The 20,902-nt window shown below is 66.7% G+C and carries 19 protein-coding genes; 10 read left to right on the forward strand and 9 right to left on the reverse strand.

Annotated features, from left to right (window positions below; genetic code table 11):
• Positions 1 to 149: 149 nt before the first annotated feature.
• The 5 genes from N536_RS0119730 to N536_RS0119750 all read right to left on the reverse strand — a co-directional run bounded on the left by N536_RS0119730 (position 150) and on the right by N536_RS0119750 (position 7,629).
• The gene (locus N536_RS0119730) at positions 150 to 1,781 is read right to left on the reverse strand and encodes an ABC transporter ATP-binding protein (RefSeq protein WP_029115187.1); all 1,632 of its coding nucleotides are present in this window, start codon (positions 1,779 to 1,781) and stop codon (positions 150 to 152) included.
• Positions 1,778 to 2,662 (reverse strand): ABC transporter permease, encoded by an 885-nt coding sequence (locus tag N536_RS0119735; protein WP_029115188.1) that lies wholly within the window; start codon positions 2,660 to 2,662, stop codon positions 1,778 to 1,780. Before N536_RS0119735 ends, N536_RS0119730 begins: the two co-directional genes overlap by 4 nt.
• A complete protein-coding gene (locus N536_RS0119740) occupies positions 2,659 to 3,633 on the reverse strand; it encodes an ABC transporter permease (protein ID WP_029115189.1) in 975 nt (324 codons plus the stop codon). Before N536_RS0119740 ends, N536_RS0119735 begins: the two co-directional genes overlap by 4 nt.
• Positions 3,630 to 5,150, reverse strand: coding sequence for an ABC transporter substrate-binding protein (locus N536_RS0119745; protein WP_029115190.1), 1,521 nt, complete (start codon positions 5,148 to 5,150; stop codon positions 3,630 to 3,632). The genes N536_RS0119740 and N536_RS0119745 overlap by 4 nt, the downstream gene beginning before the upstream one ends.
• A 70-nt stretch (positions 5,151 to 5,220) precedes the next feature.
• Entirely contained in the window at positions 5,221 to 7,629 is a 2,409-nt protein-coding gene (locus tag N536_RS0119750) for an AAA family ATPase (RefSeq protein ID WP_036437038.1), read from the reverse strand.
• A gap of 115 nt (positions 7,630 to 7,744) precedes the next feature.
• Here N536_RS0119750 and fdxA point away from each other — a divergent pair, with 115 nt between their 5' ends.
• The 7 genes from fdxA (at position 7,745) to N536_RS0119785 (ending at position 14,137) form a co-directional block, all read left to right on the forward strand.
• A complete protein-coding gene (gene fdxA / locus N536_RS38945) occupies positions 7,745 to 8,149 on the forward strand; it encodes a ferredoxin (RefSeq protein WP_051574627.1) in 405 nt (134 codons plus the stop codon).
• A 4-nt stretch (positions 8,150 to 8,153) separates the two neighbouring features.
• Complete coding sequence (locus tag N536_RS0119760) at positions 8,154 to 9,557, forward strand: wax ester/triacylglycerol synthase family O-acyltransferase (protein WP_029115192.1); 1,404 nt, start codon at positions 8,154 to 8,156, stop codon at positions 9,555 to 9,557.
• A gap of 5 nt (positions 9,558 to 9,562) precedes the next feature.
• A complete protein-coding gene (locus N536_RS0119765) occupies positions 9,563 to 10,015 on the forward strand; it encodes a pyridoxamine 5'-phosphate oxidase family protein (RefSeq protein WP_029115193.1) in 453 nt (150 codons plus the stop codon).
• 28 nt (positions 10,016 to 10,043) lie between these two features.
• Positions 10,044 to 11,033, forward strand: a complete 990-nt coding sequence (locus tag N536_RS0119770; RefSeq protein WP_029115194.1) for an NAD(P)H nitroreductase — start codon at positions 10,044 to 10,046, stop codon at positions 11,031 to 11,033.
• A 17-nt stretch (positions 11,034 to 11,050) separates the two neighbouring features.
• On the forward strand, positions 11,051 to 11,632 hold the full coding sequence (locus N536_RS38950; protein ID WP_051574628.1) for a universal stress protein: 582 nt from the start codon (positions 11,051 to 11,053) through the stop codon (positions 11,630 to 11,632).
• An 80-nt stretch (positions 11,633 to 11,712) separates the two neighbouring features.
• Entirely contained in the window at positions 11,713 to 12,360 is a 648-nt protein-coding gene (locus N536_RS0119780; RefSeq protein WP_029115195.1) for a response regulator transcription factor, read from the forward strand.
• Positions 12,361 to 12,412: 52 nt separating this feature from the next.
• On the forward strand, positions 12,413 to 14,137 hold the full coding sequence (locus N536_RS0119785) for a GAF domain-containing protein (RefSeq protein WP_029115196.1): 1,725 nt from the start codon (positions 12,413 to 12,415) through the stop codon (positions 14,135 to 14,137).
• Between the two features lies 1 nt (position 14,138).
• On the opposite strand, the gene N536_RS38955 is transcribed toward N536_RS0119785, so the two are convergent.
• From N536_RS38955 to N536_RS0119805, 3 genes are all read right to left on the reverse strand, one after another.
• A complete protein-coding gene (locus tag N536_RS38955) occupies positions 14,139 to 14,744 on the reverse strand; it encodes a hypothetical protein (protein ID WP_051574629.1) in 606 nt (201 codons plus the stop codon).
• Positions 14,745 to 14,972: 228 nt separating this feature from the next.
• The gene (locus tag N536_RS0119800; RefSeq protein ID WP_029115197.1) at positions 14,973 to 15,965 is read right to left on the reverse strand and encodes a nitroreductase family protein; all 993 of its coding nucleotides are present in this window, start codon (positions 15,963 to 15,965) and stop codon (positions 14,973 to 14,975) included.
• The gene (locus N536_RS0119805) at positions 15,962 to 16,396 is read right to left on the reverse strand and encodes a pyridoxamine 5'-phosphate oxidase family protein (protein WP_029115198.1); all 435 of its coding nucleotides are present in this window, start codon (positions 16,394 to 16,396) and stop codon (positions 15,962 to 15,964) included. The genes N536_RS0119800 and N536_RS0119805 overlap by 4 nt, the downstream gene beginning before the upstream one ends.
• 241 nt (positions 16,397 to 16,637) lie before the next feature.
• Here N536_RS0119805 and adhP point away from each other — a divergent pair, with 241 nt between their 5' ends.
• Positions 16,638 to 17,708, forward strand: coding sequence for an alcohol dehydrogenase AdhP (adhP, locus tag N536_RS0119810; RefSeq protein WP_029115199.1), 1,071 nt, complete (start codon positions 16,638 to 16,640; stop codon positions 17,706 to 17,708).
• 32 nt (positions 17,709 to 17,740) lie between these two features.
• Here adhP and N536_RS0119815 read toward each other — a convergent pair whose 3' ends face one another.
• A complete protein-coding gene (locus N536_RS0119815; protein ID WP_029115200.1) occupies positions 17,741 to 18,637 on the reverse strand; it encodes an Lrp/AsnC family transcriptional regulator in 897 nt (298 codons plus the stop codon).
• Positions 18,638 to 18,866: 229 nt separating this feature from the next.
• On the opposite strand from N536_RS0119815, the gene N536_RS0119820 reads away from it, so the two are divergent.
• Complete coding sequence (locus tag N536_RS0119820) at positions 18,867 to 19,268, forward strand: nuclear transport factor 2 family protein (protein WP_029115201.1); 402 nt, start codon at positions 18,867 to 18,869, stop codon at positions 19,266 to 19,268.
• 16 nt (positions 19,269 to 19,284) lie between these two features.
• On the forward strand, positions 19,285 to 20,877 hold the full coding sequence (locus tag N536_RS0119825; protein ID WP_029115202.1) for a cytosine permease: 1,593 nt from the start codon (positions 19,285 to 19,287) through the stop codon (positions 20,875 to 20,877).
• Positions 20,878 to 20,902 lie beyond the last annotated feature (25 nt).

Genomic DNA, 20,902 nt, shown 5'->3' on the forward strand with positions numbered 1-20,902 from the left:
TCTCAAGGAGCGTGGCGATTTTCAGTCGCCAGCTGCCATGCGCAGCCATCTCCCCCAACACTGATCCCAGACCAGCAGCTGCCGCGGCGCTCTTCCACTAGATCCATCGGCCGATTCGTCGTTTCGTTACAGCCGATCCGCGGTGAATTTCAGGGCATCGGTTGGCGCGGCCGGACCGGTGGTACGGCAGCGAGCAGGGCGCGGGTGTATTCCTGCTCGGGCGCGGCGAACAGGTCCGCGGCGGGGCGGTACTCGACGGCCGCACCGTCGCGCATGACCAGCACCTCGTGGCTCATCTGCTGGATCACCGCCAAGTCGTGACCGATGAACAAGAAGGTCAATCCGAGGTCGCGCTGCAACGCGGCCAGGAGGTCGAGCACCCGCGCCTGCACCGACACGTCCAGGGATGCCGTGGCCTCGTCGAGGATCATCAACTCGGGCTCGACTGCGAGTGCCCGCGCGATGCTGACGCGCTGTCGTTGCCCGCCCGAGATCTCGTGCGGATAGCGCGATGCGAAGGAGCTGGGCAAGCCGACGAGGTCGAACAGTTCGGCGATCCGCGCTTGGCGCTGCACCTTTCCATCGACCAGCCGGTGCACCGTCAAGGGCTCACCGACGGCCGCTCCCACGGGCGCCCGGGGATCCAGCGACGAGAAGGGATCCTGAAACACCAGGCTGATCCGGCGCCGCAGTGCCTTTCTGGCGCGGCGGCCGCCGGCCTGCCCGACCGCGAGCAGGTCGGCGCCGTCCAGCAGTGCTCGTCCGGAGTCGGGTGTGACCAGGCCGGTGAGCGCGGCCGCCACGGTCGACTTTCCCGAGCCGGACTCCCCCACCAGACCCAGGGTGGTCCCGCGCCGGATCGCGAAGGAGAGGTCCTTCACCGCGTGGACGGTGGTCCGACCGACCGGGGTGGTGACCGGGAACCGGACGTCGAGGCCGTCGACGTCCAGCAGGACGGTTGCATCGGTCGGCGCGGGCTCGGGGCCACTGACTCCGATGAAGGGGCGGGCGTCGAGTAGTTTACGCGTGTACGGCTGTTGCGGTCGGTCGAACACGTCGAGCACCGGCGCCTGCTCCACAGCCTCGCCGTCGTGCAACACCGTCACGTCGTCGGCGACCTGGCCGATGACGCCGAGGTCGTGACTGATCCACACCACGGCGGTGCCGAAGTCGCGTTGCAGATCGCGTACCAGATCGATGATCTGCGCCTGCGTGGTGACGTCGAGCGACGTGGTCGGTTCGTCGGCGACGAGTAGTTCCGGGTCGCAGGCCAGCGCGATGGCGACCATCACCCGCTGCCGTTGGCCGCCCGACAGTTGGTGCGGATACGCGTGCAGGCGCGCCTGCGGGTCCGGCAGGCCGACGGCGTCGAGCAGTTCCAGCGCTCGTGCCCGGGCCTCCCTCGGGGTTTGACGGCGATGTGCCTCGAGGGACTCGGTGATCTGGCGCTCGAGCGTGAACAGCGGGTTGAGCGACGTGCCGGGGTCCTGAAAGACGAAGCCGATCCGGCCACCGTGCACGCTGCGCAGCACACGCCCTGCCGCGCCGACGAGCTCGATCGAATCACCTTCGCCTGCAAGGTGACTCGAGCCGGTGACGACGGCACCTGGCGCGTCGAGCAAACCGGTTGCCGCGAGTACCGTCATCGACTTGCCGGATCCGGATTCGCCCACGATGCCCAAGGTCTGCTCGCGCTCGACCCGAAACGAGATGCCGCGCACGATGTGGCGGCTGCCGATCCGCACGTGCAGGTCCTCGACGGTGAGTACGGGCTCGGTCACTGCTTCCTCCGCGCTTCCAGCATCGTGCGCTGCTTGGGATCCAGCACGTCGCGCAAGCCGTCACCGAGCAGGTTGAACGCCAGCACGATGACGAAGATGGCCGCACCGGGAAACACGGCCATCCACCAGGCGAGGGTGACGAAGCCCTGCGAGTCGAAGATCATCCGGCCCAATGACGGTTCCGGCGGCTGAATGCCCAAGCCCAGGAACGACAAAGCCGCCTCCGACAGGATCGCGAAGGCCAGCGACAGTGACGTCTGCACGATCAGCGGACCGGTGATGTTGGGCAGGACGTGGCGGGTGAGAATGTACGCGTGGCCGGTGCCGATGGTCTGGGACACCGCGACGTAGGGTTCGGTCCTGACGCTGAGCGTGCTGGCGCGGGCCACCCGCGCGAAGATCGGCGTGTACACGATCCCGATCGCCAGCATCGTGGTGGTGACGCCGGGACCCAGGATCGCCACGATCGCCAACGCGAGCAACAGCACCGGGAACGCGAACATGACGTCGACGACGCGCATGAACACCGTGTCCAGCCAGCCACCGAAGTAGCCGGCGATCACCCCGATCGCGACGCCGACCACGACGGCGAAGGCCACGCTGACGACGGCGACGCGCATCGAGGCCTGTATCGCGACGAGCACGCGCGACAGCACGTCGCGCCCGAGCTCGTCGGTGCCGAACCAGTGTGTGCCACTGGGACTTTGCAACGCGCTCGGTACGTCGACGTCGTTGATGCCGTACGGGATGAGCCATTGCGCGCACATCGCGAGTATCACCACGAGGGCCAGCAGCACGGCGCTGGCCAGCGTGACCGGATTGCCCACCAGGAGCCGCCACCAGGTGACTCTGGTGCTCTCGTCGAGCGACTGATCGGTCATGACAGCCGGATTCTCGGGTCGACGACCGCGTAGAGCAGATCCACGATGAGATTGATGAGCAGGAAGAGGACGGCGATCAGTAGCACGGCGCCCTGGATCACGGGATAGTCGCGGGCGGCGACGGCGTTGTACACCAGTCGACCGAGGCCGGGCCAGGCGAACACCACCTCGACGACGATGACGCCACCGAAGATGGTGGCGAGCTGAATTCCCGTGATGGTGAGGATGGGCACCAGCGCGTTGCGGACGGTGTGCCGGAACGTCACCACGCGTGGCGACAGTCCCTTCGAGCGCGCGGTCCGCACGTAACCCATTGCGGCGACTTCGAGTACGGCCGCGCGGACGTAGCGGGTCAGGATGGCGGCGGCGACCAAGCCGACGGTGAGGCCGGGCAGGACGAGGTGCTGCAACCAGCCGCCGGGGTCACCGAGCAACGGCCGGTAGCCGGACGTGGGCAGCCACCCGAGGGTGGTGGAGAACAACGCGATGAGCAAGATGCCCAACCAGAAGTCGGGCACCGAGACTCCGAATTGGCTCGTCACCCGCACGATGGCGTCGCTGATCCTGCCTTCGTGCAGTGCCGACCAGATGCCGGCGGGAAGCGCTATCGCGCAGGCGATCACGATGCCGGCGACGGCGAGTGACGCAGTGGCGGGGAGCCGGTCGAGGAGGATCTGCGTCACTGGGTCACCGTTGCGGAAGCTGACTCCGAGATCTCCGGTCAGCGCAGATCCGAGGTAGCCGAAGAACTGCTGGATGATCGGACGGTCGAGTCCGCTGGCCGATCGCAGGGCGTCGTACGCCTCCGGCGTGAAACGGGTACCGAGCGCGATGCGCACCGGGTCGCCCGGCACCAGCTGCACCAACACGAACACCAGCACCAGGACGCCCACCAGAACCACCAGCGAGTACGCCAACCGGCGGGCGAGGAAACGGATGACGGGGTGAGTCGCGAACGCGGGCAGGGTCATTGGCTGCCGTCTCCCGTCAGGCTCGCGGTGCGGAACCGGATTGCCTTGTCGCGGCGCGCCTCGTACCCCGACAGATTGGTGCTCCACGCCTGGATCACCGACGGGTTGTAGAGGTAGATGTAGCTCACCTGGTCGGCGATGATCGCGGCCGCCTTGGCGTAATCCTCCTTGCGCACTTGCGGATTGGTCTCCATGCGGCCCGCGTCGAGCAATCGGTCGACGTCGGGGTTGGAGAACTTCTGGGCGTTGCTCGAACCGTCGGTGTGGTGTTGCGCGTAGTAGAAGTCGTCGGGATCGATGTTGCCGAGCCAACCCATCATCAGCATGTCGAAGTGGCCGCTGTTCTGTTCGTCGAGCCAGGTGGCCATGTCGACGGTCCGGATGTTCACCGTAATGCCAAGGGGTTTGAGATTGTCGGCGATGACCTGCGCGGCGGTCACCGTCTGCGGGTACTCGGTGGTGACCAGCATGTCGAGGTTCTGCGGTGATGCACCGGCATCCCGCAGCAGGGTCTTGGCCTTCTCGATGTCGTAGTCGTACTCGTCGTACGGTGCGTACCACGGGTTGCCCTCGGGGATCGCCAACTGGTTGGCGACCGCGGTGCCGTAACTGGTCGCCTGCACGATGGCGTCACGGTCGATGGCGTAGGCGATGGCCTGCCGTACCCGCACGTCCTTCCACGGGTCGCGGGCCTCGTTCAGCGCGAGGTACCAGTAGTCGTTGCTCGGCGTCACGGCCAGCCGGATGGAGTCGTCGTTCTTGAGTTGGGCAACGCGTTGGGTGGGTACCGAGTCGGTCCAGTCGATCTCGCCCGCTTGGAGGGCCGATAGCGCGGTGGATGGTTCGGAGATGAAGCGGAACGTCACACCGGGCGCCTTCGGGGCTCCGCCCCAGTAGTTCGGGTTGGCCTTCAGCGTGATGGAGTCCCCGCTCTTCTGCGACGCGAAGGCGAAGGGCCCCGTACCGACCGGGTGGGTGGCGATCTGGCCGCTTTCGACGTTCTTGCGCTGCACGATCGCCATGCCCTTGAACCCGCCGAGGTTGGTCAGCAGGTTGGGAGTGGGCTGCTTGACGCGGATGAGGACGGTGTCGTCGTTCGATGCGCTCACGTCCGTGACGGCGCTGAACTTGTCGGCGTTGGTCAACTTCTCGTCGATGATGCGGCGGTAGGAGTACACGACGTCGTCGGCGGTGAAGGGGCTGCCGTCCTGAAACGTCACGCCGTCGCGCAGCTGAAAGGTCCAGGTGAGCTGGTCGGGCGACACCGACCACGCCTTCGCGAGCGCCGGTCGCATCTGCAGGTCTTGATCGGGCTCGACGAGCGTGTCGAACACGTTCTCGAGCACCTCGAACGAGAAGTACGCGCTGGTCTTCTGCGGATCGAGTTGGTCGGGCTCCCCGGCGATGGCGGCGATCAGGTTGCCCGAACCCTCCCCCAGGTCGACGCGTTGGGCGGGCGAGCAGGACACCGCGAGCAGCGCGACGACTGCGGCGATCACGGCCGCTGTTCGTCGCATTCTCATCTCTCCCGGGCGCGCTCCTAGGCGGGCAGCACCGGAGGAGGCGCTGATGCTGCGCTAGACGTCTTTACCCACTGCGCGGGTTTTGCACACCTGCGGCGAGCCAGGCGAAGAACTCCGCGGCCGAGAACACCGGCTTGCCCCACTCGAGTGCCTTGCGCGCCTTGCCGGACTGGCTGCCGACCTCGGCGGTGATCAGCACCTCACAGCGCGTCTTGGTCACCGACGGCACTGGTCGCAGCCCCGCAGCGGCGGCCAAGCGCTGCATCTCGTCGCGGTCCACGATGTGGCCCCGCTCGTCTTCGGCAGTGCCGGTGAAGCACACCCGCGCACCGGGCACCAGGGCGGCGCCGATGTCGTCGCCGACGAGCGCCGACTCCACCGAGTCGTCGATGATCGCGACTCCCAACAACTCTTCGACGTCGCGCAGGCGTGCCACGGACTCGGGGGTCATGGGCGCCCGCGCGGCAGCGGCCCGCAGTTGGTCGGCCACCGAGTAGCGCGCCGCGGAGTGCCACGGCGTATCCGCGCCGAGCGCGGCGCCCGTCGCGGCCCTTCCCAGGAGCGTCGCGCCCACGCCACGGCTGACCTCCAGCAGAGCCGAAAGGCCTGGCAGGTGGGCCGACGCCGGGGTCGGCACCTCGGGCGTACGGCTGACGAGGTGCCCCGAGATCGAGTCGCTGGGTTCGGGTTCGTCGAAGGCCGACGAAGCCGAATCCCGATGTCCCGAACGGGAAAACGCGTCGAGTGCAACGCGGGCCCGCTCCAGCGCGGTACCCGCCGTCAAACCTCGGTGATCCTCGGGGCGCAGCGCCGAACGCGGTACGTCGGCACCGAGCGGTACGGCCACAACGAGCCCGAGGCGTTTGAGTTCGAAGTCGATGAGGCCCAGCGTCTCGTCGATGCCCACGCCGACCGGTGTGCAGCCCGCCAGCATCGGAGCGATGACTTCCCACGCCTCGGCCAGCGTCGGGGCGAGCAGGACGTCGGAGACCGTGATGCCGTAGGCCTGTCGGGCATCGGCGAGGTCCCGCTGTGGGTTGATCAGCGTGCTGACCGCGGTGCCGTCGTCGAATGCCACTGCGAGTTCGACCGGGCGGGGCCGCGACATGCGGCCCTCGTCGCCGACGGTCAGGATGCCGATCGCGCAATGTCTGCGGGTGCCCTCGTCGGCGACCGCTTGACGCAGGAACCGGACGACGCGCTTGTCGGTCCGCAGATCCTTCGGCAGCACTGGACGTTTCAGCACCAGCCCGCTCATCGACGTGCACCGGCTGAGCGCAACGTAGAGCTGGCCGAACGAGAACATGCCGCCGCTGAGGTCGACCACCATGCGTTCGAGCGTCTGACCCTGGCTCTTGTGGATGGTGATCGCCCACGCCAACTTGAACGGCAACTGGGTGTAGGTGCCGATGACCTCGCGGCGCAGCGATCCACCGTCGACGACCGGCCTGGTCGCCTCCCAGGTGAACGGTCTGACGTCGGCGCTGTCACCGTTGGTGAACTCGACGGTGACGACCAGTCCGTCGTCCATCCGAGCGGCGGTCACGCGTCCAAGTGTGCCGTTGACCCACCGATCGAACTGATCGTTGTTCAGCATCATGATCTGCGCACCGATCTTGAAGCGCAGCTCGTCCTCCACTGGCGGATCGAACAGGCTCAGATCGCCGGATCGCCTGGCGAGGTAGGTGATCTCGTCACCGGGCAACCGCTCCAGGCGCTGCCGGTTCCTGGCGGTCACGAGTCGGTTGGTCGGCGCCAAGGTAAGCCAGAACTCGTCGTCGGGCGGGACGAAGTCCGGGTCCGTGCGCGCGTTCAGTTGGTCGCGCGCATGACCAACCAGGACGCCTTCGCGAATCTCGTTGAGAATGGCGGCCATTCGGTCATCGCCCCGTTGGCGGAACACGGTGGTGAGGGCAACCGTCGGGAAGTCCGATGACCGGAAGCTGTCGGCGGAGAAGAAGTACGGGGTGTCATACCGGGCGTTCAGGTATCCCGCCTCCGCCTCGTGGACCACGGGCGGCAGTTGGTAGAGGTCTCCCACCAGCACGATCTGGACACCGCCGAACGGCGTGCCCGGCGCGGGACCAAAACGCTCCAGCGCCGCGGCCACCTGGTCGAACAGATCGGCACGGACCATCGATGCCTCGTCGACGATCAGGGTGTCGAGCGAACCGAGGATCTTCGCGAACCGGCCCGGGTAGTACCGGCCGGTCCGGACGTCGTCGAGGCTGGTCGTCGTCGAGAAGCTGAACAGCCGGTGGATGGTGTAGCCGTCGACGTTCAGGGCCGCGATGCCGGTCGGGGCGACGACCACCACGTTGCGGTCGGTTTCGGCGATGAAGCGGCGAATCAGCGTCGACTTGCCCGTGCCCGCCTTGCCGGTGAGGAACACATGCCGTCCGCCGCCGAGCAGCCCGAGGGCATTCTCGAACTCGTCGGTCAGGATGAGCTGCGGATTCCGTGCCTCCGTCACCGCCACCTCACCCCCTCGCGCCGGCCCACGATACCGCGGCTTAGGGCATTTGGTCCCCAGAGGAACTGGCCTTCGGCCCGCGATTTCGACGGTGTTGGATCCATACATTGTCGCCATGACCTATGTGATCAGCAGTGCCTGCGTGGACGTGATGCACAAGTCCTGTGTCCAGGAGTGCCCAGTGGATTGCATCTACGAAGGCGCCCGCTCCATGTACATCAATCCCGATGAATGCGTGGATTGCGGCGCATGCAAATTGGCGTGTGAAGCCGGGGCGATCTACTACGAAACCGATCTGCCGGAGGCGGAGCACCGGCATCTCGCCGACAACGCCGAGTTCTTCGCCGCAGTGCTGCCGGGCCGCGACGCGCCACTCGGATCACCCGACGGCGCTGCCCGCCTCGGTCCGGTTGGCGTCGACACGCCGTTGGTCGCCGCGATGGCTCCACGAACCAACGACCGGCCCTCGGAATCGGGGACCTTTGCCCCTGCCGCAGAGGTCGTGGACGGCGGAATGTAGCCATATGGAGCAATTGACGACGCTTGATGCGGGGTTCCTCCAAGCCGAAGACTCCGACCGCCACGTCAGCCTCGCGATCGGCGCCGTTGCCGTGCTCGCCGGCCCGATGCCCGACTTCGATGCGTTGGCCACGACCCTCGCCGAACGCGTCTTGACGGTGCCGCGGTTCAACCAGGTCTTGCGCACCAAGCCGCTCGATCTTGGCGCTCCCACTTGGGTGGACGCCAAGGTCGAGATGTCCCATCACGTTCGGCGCGCGGCGCTCCCGCGGCCCGGCGACGACGCGGCGTTGTTCCGGTGGGTCGCGGAGGTCATGGAGCATCGCCTGGATCGGGACCGGCCACTGTGGGAGTGCTGGATCGTCGACGGGCTGGCGCACAACCGGTGGGCGATCCTGATGAAGGTCCATCACTGCATCGCCGACGGGGTCGCGGCCACGCACATGCTGTCTCAGCTCTGCGACAAGGCCGTCGGCAATGGATCTGCCCCCGAAATCCGGGCCGTCCACGAACCTGCGGGGCTGCGACTGCCGTCACTCAGCGTCAATCCCATCGATTGGATCTCCGGCGCCTGGCGCGCGTCGCTCGGGGTCACGAAGGCGGCAGGACAGGTGGTGGGAGGCGCACTCGAAATCGCCGGTGGGCTGCTGCGGCCGGCGGCAGCGTCGTCACTGACCGGGCCGGTGACCAAGATGCGCCGCTATGCCACCGTCGAGGTATCCCTCGAAGAGGTCACGAAGATCTGCGATCGATTCGAGGTGACGGTCAACGACGTTGCGCTGGCTGCGATTACCGATAGCTTCCGCACGATGCTGATCCGCCGCGGTGAGCGCCCCCAACGCAATTCCCTACGCACCCTGGTGCCCGTTTCGGTGCGATCCGCCAATGCGGCAGACAAGACCGACAATCGGGTCTCCGTCATGCTTCCCTACCTTCCCGTCGAGAAGGCCGATCCCATTTCGCAACTGCGGACCGTGCACGCGCGGCTCGAGAGGGCGAAGGCAAGTGGACAACGCCAAGCCGGCAACGTCGCCGTCTCGGCTGCCAATGTCATCCCATTTCCGTTCACGGCGTGGGCGGTTCGGGCATTGACGCGCCTTCCCCAACGTGGCGTCGTCACCTTGGCAACGAACGTGCCGGGTCCACGCAAGCGTTTGCGTGTCCTCGGGCGAGAAGTCGTCCGGTTGTTGCCGATAGCGCCGCTGGCCCTGCAACTGCGCACTGGCATCGCGATCTTGAGCTATGCCGACCACCTCGCGTTCGGCATCATCGGCGACTACGACGCCGCGCCCGACGTCGACGAGCTGGCCCACGGCATCGAGCGGGCAGTCACACGGCTGACGGCCGTCAGCGCGGGCCACTGGCGCCCCACTCCCGTGGGGACGCTCGCACTGGTGCAAGGAGGTTGATCACAATGTCGAATGGTCACGAGCTCGAGGTCCTCAACCGCAGACGGTGTCTGGACCTGTTGGGAACCGTGCGGGTGGGCCGCCTGGTCTTCACCGAAGACGCGCTGCCCGCAGTGCAACCGGTGAACTTCCGATTGTGGCGCGAGGACGTGGTAATCCGCGTCGCCAGCGGCCCGAAACTGGCCGCAGCCACCAACAACCTCGTCGTGGCGTTCCAGGCCGACGAGTTGGATCCCGACCTGCGCACCGGCTGGAGCGTGACCGTCGTCGGGCACGCGCAGCCGATCGACGACGTGAGCGAGTTGATGGAACTCGCAGGCACGTTCCTCCAGCCGTGGGTCGAGGGTCGAAGGGATCACTTCGTGCGGATCCGCACCGAGAAGATGACGGGACGCCGCTTCCTCGAGCGCGGCCTACCGCACTACCAGGGCGTGGCCGGGACTACGGCCGCCTCCTGATGCCGGCCCGGAGTGTTTGGACATGCACATGAGATCGAATACGCCGACCCACACGGTAAGCAGCGAGCTGATCGCCGAGGCCATCCACGTTGCCTCTCGCGCACCGTCGTTGCACAACAGCCAACCGTGGCAATGGGTCCTGGACCCGCGCGGGCTGCAACTGTTCGTCGAGCCAGATCGACTGGTACACACCGACTCATCGGGTCGTGAAGCGCTCATCAGCTGTGGGGCCGCGCTCCACCATCTGTGCGTTGTCATGGCGGCAGCGGGGTGGACGGCCAACGTCGAACGCTTCCCCAACCCGAACGACCACGAGCATGTCGCGTCCATCGACTTCACGGAGATGGACTTCGTGACGGAGGGTCACCGCCGCCGTGCCGATGCCATTCTGAGCCGTCGCACCGATCGACTCCCCTTCAGACCAGCACCCGACGCGGCGTCGCTTGACCTGCTGCTGCACGCCACCGTCGACGAGGACGTCGCGCTGCTCGACATGCTTGGCGCCGAGGCGCGGCCCAAGTTGGCCGAGGCCTCCTACCTTACGGAGTCGCTACGCTTGTACGACTCGACATACCACGCCGAATTGAGCTGGTGGACAGCCCCTTACGAGACCACCGACGGCATACCGGAAAGTTCCCTGGTTTCGGCCGCCGAAAGTGACCGTGTCGACGTCGGCCGGACCTTCCCGGTCACTTCCCACCAGAATCGACGACTCGACGTCGGCGAGGATCGGTCGACCATCGTGGTCCTGTCTGCACACGAAGACACTCGCCGCGACATCCTGGGCTGCGGCGAATTGCTGTCCGCGGTACTGCTCGAGGCCACCATGGTCGGGTTGGCCACCTGCACGCTGACCCACATGACCGAAGTCGCCGCCAGCCGCGACATCGTCAGCGCGCTCACGGGCCGGCCATACCCCCAGGTGCTCATTCGCGTCGGCCTGGCCCCCGTGCTCGAACAGATCCCTCCCCCGACGCCGCGGCGTCCGCTCACCGACGTACTGCGGTTCCGCGTGTAGTCCGTGATCGAGGAGACATGATGCGACACAGCCCACCACCGTCGTCGTCAGTAGTCGTCGGCATAGACGGGTCCAGATCCGCCATCACCGCGGCGCTGTGGGCCGTCGACGAAGCCGTTGAACGCGACATTCCGGTACGGCTGGTCTACGCACTGGAACCCGACGGCGCGTCCGACCCCGATCCGCATGACACCGCACGACGATTGGCGCGCGCCGACATCACGATCCGGGAGGCCATCGTGGCCGTCGAGTCGACCGACGCACCGGTGAAGATCGAGGTGGAAATCCTGCGTGGTCGGCCCGCGCAAGTCTTGCTCGAAGCCTCGAGCTCGGCGGCAATGATCTGCGTGGGCGCGGTCGGGCTGCATCATGCACCGGGGACGGGTCTCGGGTCGACCGCGGCAGCACTGGCGGTGGTCGCACCGTGTCCCGTCGCCATCATCCGCGGCTACCGTCAATCGTCGGCCGATCCAGGGTGGATCGTTGCCGAAGTCGATGAATCTCCTTCTGGCAGACACCTTCTCGAGCGGGCAGCCGATGAGGCCCGGCTGCACGACACCAACTGCTCGGTGCTGATCTGCGAACCTGGGGCCACGTAATGACGTTCGGTAGCACCGAATCCCCTATTGTCGATGACGAGCCGAACGCCGTCGATCGGCGCGGTACGGAAGGGTGCGCCATGGTCACCGTCTTCCTCGTAGACGACCACGAAGTGGTCCGCCGGGGCCTGATCGATCTGCTCAGCGCCGACCCCGAGCTGGACGTCATCGGAGAGGCCGGCACCGTCGCGCATGCGATGGCGCAGATTCCCGCGCTGCGCCCGGACGTCGCCGTCCTCGACGTTCGGCTTCCGGACGGCAACGGCATCGAGTTGTGCCGCGATCTGCTCTCCCGACTTCCCGATCTGCGCTGCCTGATGCTGACCTCGTTCACGTCGGACGAGGCGATGCTCGACGCGATATTGGCCGGTGCCAGCGGCTACGTGGTCAAGGACATCAAGGGGATGGAACTCGCGCGAGCCATCAAGGACGTCGGGGCAGGAAAATCCCTGCTGGACAACCGCGCCGCGGCCGCACTGATGGCCAAGCTGCGCGGGGCCGCAGAACGGTCTGATCCGCTGTCCGGGCTCAGCGCGCAGGAGCGGGTGCTGCTCGACCTGCTCGGCGAGGGGCTGACCAACAAGCAGATCGCAGCGAGGATGTTCCTCGCCGAGAAGACGGTCAAGAACTATGTCTCCCGGCTACTGGCGAAGCTGGGCATGGAGCGCCGGACCCAGGCGGCGGTGTTCATCTCCAAACTCGACCGCCCCGCGCACCCGGAGGCATGACGCACTGCGTGGATTACCGCCGGCAAGGGGGTGGACGGTGCCAAGATGGGGCGTGACCGGTGTTCAGGGGACCGACGGCGAACCTGGCATCCAGCCGCTGCGCAACACACTGTCCCAGCTCAGACTGCGTGAATTGCTCGGCGAGGTGCAGGACCGCATAGAAGAGATCGTGGAGAACCGGGACCGGCTCGACGGCCTGGTCGAGGCCATGCTGTCGGTGACGGCGGGCCTCGAGCTGGACGCCACGCTGCGCACCATCGTGCACACCGCCATCGAACTGATCGACGCCCAGTACGGCGCCCTTGGCGTCCGTGGTCACGGTCACGAACTGGTCGAATTCGTCTACGAGGGCATCGACGACGCGACCCGCGCAAAGATCGGCCCCCTACCGCAGGGCCTGGGCGTCCTCGGCGTGCTGATCGACGAGCCCATGCCGATCCGGCTCGACAACATCGACGACCACCCGGCGTCCGTGGGCTTTCCACCCAATCATCCGCCGATGCGGACCTTCCTCGGTGTTCCGATCCGGATCCGTGACGAGGTGTACGGCAACCTCTATCTGACGGAGAAGAGAACCGGGCAGCCGTTCAGCGAGGACGACGAGGTTCTCGCCCTTGCCCTCGCGGCGGCAGCGGGAATCGCCATCGACAACGCCCGCCTCTACGAGCAGTCCAGGGCGCGCCAGTCGTGGATCGAGGCCACCCGCGACATCGGCACAGAACTGTTGTCCGGCACCGACCCGGCGGGGGTCTTCCGTCTGATCGCCGACGAGGTGCTCAAACTCACCTCGGCCGACGCGACGCTCGTGGCGGTGCCCGGCGATGAAGAGATACCCGGGCTCGACGTCACGGAGCTCGTGGTCGCCGAAATCGCAGGAGACAGCCCGATTTCGCCGGCGGCAGCTCCACCGATACCACTCGGCGACACTGCCGTCGGGCGAGCCTTCCAGCTGCAGGAGCCTCACCGTTGCGATGTACTCGACGTGCAGACAGGTGTTTTGACCGACGCGGGGCCGGCGTTGGTTCTGCCGTTGCGCGCCACGGGCACCGTCGCCGGGGTGCTCATCGCGATGCGGCGCGCCGGTGGGCGACCCTTCACCGAGGAGGAACTCACCTCGACGGCCGCGTTCGCCGATCAAGCCGCCCTGGCCTGGCAACTGGCCACCACCCAGCGCCAGATGCGGAAACTCGACATCCTCACCGACCGCGACCGGATCGCACGGGACCTGCACGATCACGTGATCCAACGCCTGTTCGCGATCGGACTCTCGTTGCAGGGCACCATCGCCCGCACCCGATCCACTGAAGCGCAGCAACGACTCTCGGAGTCCGTCGACGACCTCCAGGGTGTGATTCAGGAGATCCGCACCGCGATCTTCGACCTCCATGGCGGGTCGACCGGCACGACGCGGCTACGGCAGCGTCTCGACGAGGCAGTCGACCAGTTCTCCACATCCGGGGTACGCACGACCGTCCAATTCGTGGGGCCGCTGTCGGTCATCGAAGCAGAACTCGCCGATCACGCGGAAGCCGTCGTCCGCGAGGCCGTGAGCAATGCCGTCCGGCACGCACGAGCAAGCGAACTCACCATCAACGTCAGAGTCGACGACGACCTGAGCATCGAAGTCATCGACAACGGTCGTGGGCTCGGCGACAACGTCACCGAAAGTGGCTTGGCCAACCTGCGCCGTCGTGCCGAAGAGGCCGGCGGTCACCTCGTCATTGCGGGACGCCCCGGGGGCGGGACCCTGCTGCGATGGTCCGCGCCGCTGCCCTGAATCAGGAGTAGCGATTCCTTCGCCGGCGGTCGTCGTCGGCCGAGTCGCCGTCCGTCGGCGATCCAAGCAGACGGTCCCATGCAGCGAATCGGGCCCGATCGAGCCGACTCCGCACCGCGTAGGCCAACGTGACCATGGCTGCCGCGACGACGAGCCACAGCGACACCGCGGCCCCTACGGCGTCCAAGCCGGCCCGTCCGGGAGCTGCCGGGTCCGGAGCTTGCCGGCCGTGGGAGTCGACCCAGATGGCTTCTCGGTCACCAGCTTTGGCTCTCTTCGGCCAGCTGATGGTGTCAATGTGGTTGGTACCGGCCGCATCCCATCGGGCGCGCACGTTGAAGGAGACGGCGTCCGGCCGCACGACCGTCGTGGTGTCCTCGATCGCCGTAGCGGTCACAGTGTGGCGAGAGGCCGCCTGCTCGGCGTAGAACTTGGCGCGCACGTCATGCACCGAAGTGCCGACCGCACCGGCTACTGGGATGGCGAGCATCGCCACGAAGATGGCCAACAGCATGAGCCGGGCCTCGGCGCGGTCGCTGGCGCGCACCAGCGGGTGACGTCCGATGAGCTTCACCACCCAGCTGCGAAAAACGCCGAAGGTGTGCATGTCCGTCCCTTCCGTAGCCGATGTTCGCCAGTCTCAGCAGCTGCGCCCGGTGCGGCGGCGAATGCCCCGCGTCATCCCTAGGTCCACCACGATGTGCGGGATGTCGAACAGCGCCACGCTGCTACGCACCATCGGACCGCTCCCTTGACATCGTAGTCGTGTCCAAGGAACAAAACGTCGTGTTCAGGGACCAGAACGACGTGAGATTGGGCACCCTTCGCAGCGCTTTCACACGAAGGAAACACCGTCGAACCGGGTCGCTACCTCAGCCAATGGCCGACGAGGCGTAGCAGGCAGCGCTCCCGCATCGACCGGTGCCCAACCGATCCGAATCAGCATCTGCGGATACGCGTCCTTACCGAAGACTTCCTCGCGGAGGTGATCGCGGGTCTCGCTGATCTCCAGCGGTTCCGTGATGGGGCAGCTCGCGAGGCCCAGTGCGGTGGCGGTCAGCAGCACGAGGCTCGTCGCTTCGCCTGCTCGCAGCCGTGCCGTCGTGTCGTCCTCCTCGGTGCCCAGCGCAAGCACCACACCGTGGTCGCTCTCGGGCGACGTATCCGGCGACTGGACCAGAGTGGCGCCCGCGAAGATCCGTCCCGGCAGCGCCGCGGCGGGGTCCCGTGCCGGGACGTTGCTTGCGGGAACACCGGCGACGGATGCGTGACGACCGCTCCAGATCGCGAGTTCGTGTGAGTACTCCGCATCCTGGCTGTGTTGCCAGACTGACTGCGCCAGAGTCGCTCTGAACTCCGTTGATGGCTCCATCCGACGCATCCCGACCCCCATCCGAGCCGCTCTGGCACCCATCTGTGCGATGTCACCCAGCGGGACCGGCCGGGAACTGTAGTGGCGCCGATCGGTTTGACGCTTCGGTATGGCGGCGGCCAATGCAATGTCGGACTCGCTCGGCACGCTGGGCTGGACTTCGATCGAGGCGAGATGGAATGGATCCGCCGGATTGGGCAGCCGGTGTACCTTCGTCTGCCAACCCAGGGCGGTCAGCGCGATGCTGCAGTGATTCAGTGCCGCACCGCAACTGAGGATGAGGTCGCGGCCGTCGGGATCGGTGTGTGCCAGGTGCATCGAGGGCTCGCCATACAGGTGCAGGCTGTGTGATCCCACCCGCCAGCGCCACGGTTGCGAGTTGTACAGCGACGGCGCCCTGATCGCCAGCACTAGGGCGGCGCGCACGGTGTCCACGTCTGGAAAGTGTGCGGTCATGATCGACGGATGCCAGTTTCGGCGCCGAATCGAAATCGTCGGCCCGTGATCTCAGTTGGACGAATTCGGATGTACCGATGCTTCTCCGTTGCGGTCCACGGCAGGACTTGAGCACATTCCGCCCTTGCCACGTCGTCCGATTGCGACACCACGTGCGCGTATCCCTTCACCACGACGCTCCAGCCCCTTTCGGCATCGTGGTCGTCGGCCTCGAATGCGACGCGCGGATTGATCTGCACGCCTGCGAGCTTCGCCCCCTCGGCGGTGCGCACGACGATCGTGTGCCGTTGCACGACGAAATTGACTGGAAACACGTCGGGTTCACCCGAGACGACGGTGACGAGGCGGCCCAGGTAGACGCTGGACAGTGCCTCCCAACTCGCTTCCTCGTCGAGACGGGCGACGGGTTGGTCAAGTTCTGGTGTAGTCATGTGTGGCCTCGAACCTTCCGTGCAGCGATCCTTGAGCCCGACGGTAGGCCCCCAGAAACGCCCGTTCGCGAGGCATTCGTCATCGCCGACAGGGCCCAATGGCCCTGATTTCTGCAACCGTGATGCAACCCCCTGCAACCTACCTTCAGTGACTACCGACACATTTCGCCGATGCCTTCGGACCCGCGATCCGGGTCCAAAGACTCTTCACGTCCACACCGTTCACGATTGGAATTGAGCCATGACACAAACCATCGATAGCCCCGCCACGGCAGGCGCGCCCACGGAGACCATGCGCGCCGCCGTCGTCACCGAATTCGGTGGCCAGCTGCAGGTCGAAGAACTCGACCTCCCCGTCCCTGGTTTCGGTGAGGCGCTGGTGAAACTGGAAACCTCCGGCGTCTGTCACACCGATCTGCATGCCGCGCATGGTGATTGGCCAGTCAAGCCGCAACCACCCTTCATTCCGGGCCACGAGGGCTACGGCACCGTGGTCGCGGTCGGTGACGGCGTCACCGATCTCGAAGTCGGTGACAAGGTCGGCAACGCCTGGCTGTGGTCGGCGTGCGGGACGTGCGAATACTGCCGCACGGGCTGGGAAACGTTGTGCGAGAGTCAGCAAAACGGCGGCTACAGCGTCAATGGCAGCTTCGGCAGCTACATGCTGGTGAACGCCGCGTACGCCGCCCGCATCCCCGACGGCGTCGACCCGCTCGAAGTGGCACCCATCCTGTGCGCCGGCGTCACCGTCTACAAGGGCCTCAAGGTCACCGATACGAGACCTGGCCAGTGGGTGGCGATCTCGGGCATCGGTGGCCTGGGCCACATCGCGGTGCAGTACGCCCGCGCCATGGGCTTGCGGGTGGTCGCCATCGACATCGACGACTCCAAGCTGGCGTTGGCCACCAGTCTTGGCGCCGAGGTCGCCGTCAATGCGCGCACCAGCGACGTCGTCGCCGAGGTGCAGAAGGCCACCGGCGGCGTGCACGGGGTGCTCGTTACGGCCGTGCATCCGCAGGCATTCGGGCAGGCGATCGGGCTGGCGCGGCGCGGCGGCACCATCGTGTTCAATGGTCTTCCCCCCGGCGACTTTCCGGCGCCGATCTTCGACATCGTCCTCAAGGGACTGACGATCCGCGGCTCGATCGTCGGCACCCGGCAGGACATGACCGAAGCGTTGGACTTCTACGCCCGCGGGCTGATCCACCCCACCGTGGCGAGCGCGCGCCTCGACGACATCAATGAGGTCTTCGGTCGGATGGAGCGCGGCGAGATCGACGGCCGCGTCGTCATCGACTACCGGCAGGGGTGACACGGTCCCGGGGGCGGGTCGGGCGCCGCGGCTCACTGAGTCGCGGCGCCCAGGCCCGATGCGTAACTCTCCTTGACCACTTGAAGATGAGCCCAACTCTCGACGAGATTGACGCCGGGCAACGACCGCACGTTGTCCAGCATTTCGACGAGTTGTGCTGCCGAGAACGCCCTGACCGTGCCGAGGACGTCGAAGCGGCCGAGGGTGCGCGCCACGAAGATCACCGCAGGCATGGCCGCGATCTGGTCGACGACGTCGCGGTGGTCGCCGGCGAGGCGGACGCCGAAACCCATGGCGCTCTGCCGATCCTGTCCGGAATGCCTGACGACCGCGCCGACGCGGACGACTTGCGACTCGACCAGACGCACCACGCGTCGGCGCGCCCCAGCTGGCGAGAGACCGACGACCGAGGCGAGGTCCACGTAGGAGGCGCGGCCGTCGTCCTGTAGCGCGCGCAGCAGTGCCAGGTCGATGTCGTCGACGTCCGTGCTCACCTCGCCGACGGGTCCGATCACGTCACGGATGACCTCGACGTAGCTCAACGTGTCGACGCCGGCGACGCCGTCCAGTGACCGCAGCTCGGAGATCGTGCGATCGATCTCGCGCGGCGACGCCGTCCGCACTTCGGCCACCAGTCCGTGCTGGCCACTGGTCAGCGACAGGAACGGCACGTCATCACGGTGCGCGATCTGGGCGGCCAGCGGCGCGGCCGCGCCCCGGACGACGAGACTGACGTGGGCCAGCGCGCCGCGACCGATCACCGCGGGGTGAACGACCCCGCGCACCACCACCTGACCGCTGCCGATCAGCCGCTGCACCCGCGCGGCGGCCGACGACCGGGACAGCCCCGCAGCACGCGCGATGTCGCGGTGCGTCATCCGCCCGTCCACCTCGAGCAGCTCCACGATTGCCTCGTCGACCTGGTCCATCGCCAGCCCTCCCGCCAAATTCGTCGAAAGATCTTTCGACCCGCGTCATGCACCACATCGAGCACTCAGCCGGATCCGGATTGCCGTTTATGTCACATAGTCCCGCTGATCCTGGCATATCGTGATCAGAAACCTGGCTGTAACGAATGAACTGCTTGCGGGTGCCGGCGAGCGCTCCTAGAGTGACGCCCACCACACCTCCAGATCCTTCACACCCCCAGGGACCCTCATGGCGACGCTGACCAGCGAGCAGGTATTGACCGCGACCGACCATCTGATCGGCGCGTTCGCGGCCAACGACACGGCGGCTTACTTCGCCTGCTTCTCCCCCGACGCGACGTTCGTGTTCCACCCCGAGGCCAGCCGCCTCGACGACCGCGCCGCGTACGAGGCCACATGGGCGTCCTGGCTCGACTCCGGATGGCGGGTGGTGTCCTGCATCAGCAGCGACCGCAAGGTGCAACTGCTCGGCGACACCGCGGTGCTCACCCACACCACCGACACCGTCACCGCCGTCGACGGACTCGAGAGCCCGTCCTTGCGCGAGCGCGAATCCATCATCTTCGTGCGCGACGGTGACCGCCTCGTCGCGGTCCACGAACACCTGTCCCCCATGCCTGCCGACGCCTGAGCAGATCGGAACCACGATGTCCGAAACCACGGCGCCCGAAACCACGGCGACCGAAACCGCGGCGCCGCCGAAGGTCACCGAGGTCGAGACGCACGGCGTCGAACAGATTCCCGACGCCGAGCGCACTGCCCGGCCACTGGACCTCTTCCGACTGGTCTTCGGCGGTGCGAACACGATCGCCACCGTCGTGCTCGGTAGCTTCCCGATCATCTTCGGGTTGTCGTTCCGCGACGCTCTGCTCGCGACCCTGCTGGGTCTGGTGCTCGGCGCCGTAATCCTTGCTCCGATGGCGTTGTTCGGGCCACGCAACGGCACCAACAACGCCGTGTCGTCGTCGGCGCATCTCGGCGTCCACGGTCGCGTCATCGGTTCGTTCCTGTCACTGCTGACCGCCGTCGCGTTCTTCTCCATCTCCGTCTGGAGTTCGGGCGACGTCCTCGTCGGCGGCGCCAGCCGGGCAATGGGGTTGCCGGACAACGATGTCGCCGTCGGCGTCGCCTACGGCATCTTCGCTCTGCTGGTGCTGGTGGTGTGCATCTACGGGTTCCGGTTCATGCTGCTGGTCAACAAGGTGGCCGTCATCGCGGCGACCGCGCTGTTCCTGCTCGGCGTCGTCGCCTTCGCCGGCACGTTCGACCCAAGTTACGCAGGCATATTCGGCCCCGACGCCGATGCGGCCACCAGGGCCCTGTACTGGCCATCGTTCGTCGGCGCCGCTCTGATCGTGATGTCGAATCCGGTGTCGTTCGGCGCCTTCCTCGGCGATTGGGCGCGCTACATCCCCCGCGACACCCCGGCGTGGAAGTCGATGTCCGCGGCCTTCCTCGCGCAGCTCGCCACCCTGGTGCCGTTTCTCTTCGGTCTCGTCACCGCCACCGTCGTCGCCACCAACGCACCGTCGTTCATCGACGAGGGCAACTACATCGGCGGGCTGCTGGCCGTCTCGCCGGCGTGGTACTTCGTGCCGGTGTGCCTGATCGCGCTCATCGGCGGCATGTCGACGGGCACCACCGCGCTGTACGGCACGGGTTTGGACTTCTCCAGTGTCTTCCCCCGGTTCAGCCGCGTCCAGGCGACGGTGTTCATCGGGACGATCGCGATCGCGTTCATCTTCGTCGGGCGGTTCGCCTTCAACGTGGTGCAGAGCATTTCGACGTTCGCCGTCCTCATCGTCACGTGCACCGCACCATGGATGGTGGTGATGATGATCGGCTGGTTCGTCCGCCGGGGGTGGTATGACTCGGACGCGCTGCAGGTGTTCAACCGCCGTCAGCGTGGGGGCCGGTACTGGTTCACCCACGGCTGGAACTGGCGCGGCCTCGGTGCCTGGCTGGTCTCGGCCGTGCTGAGCATCGGGTTCGTCAACCTGCCGGGTCAGTTCGTCGGCCCACTGGGCAACCTGGCCAACGGGATCGACCTGAGCATCCCCGTCGGCATCGGGCTCGCGGCCGTGCTGTACCCGGCGCTGCTCTGGGCGTTCCCCGAGCCTGCCGACGCGTTCGGCCCCGACGGGCCCCGCGCCGTGCCCGCAGGCCCACCTGCCAATACGCCCATCGTGTCAGTGAATTCGGATGAATCGACGGCGCCGTCGGTTCCCACCACCGCCTGATCGCTTCCGTCGCAAGGAGTTTCGC

Origin of the sequence: Mycobacterium sp. URHB0044, from assembly GCF_000620625.1 — a bacterium.
GTDB lineage: Bacteria > Actinomycetota > Actinomycetes > Mycobacteriales > Mycobacteriaceae > Mycobacterium.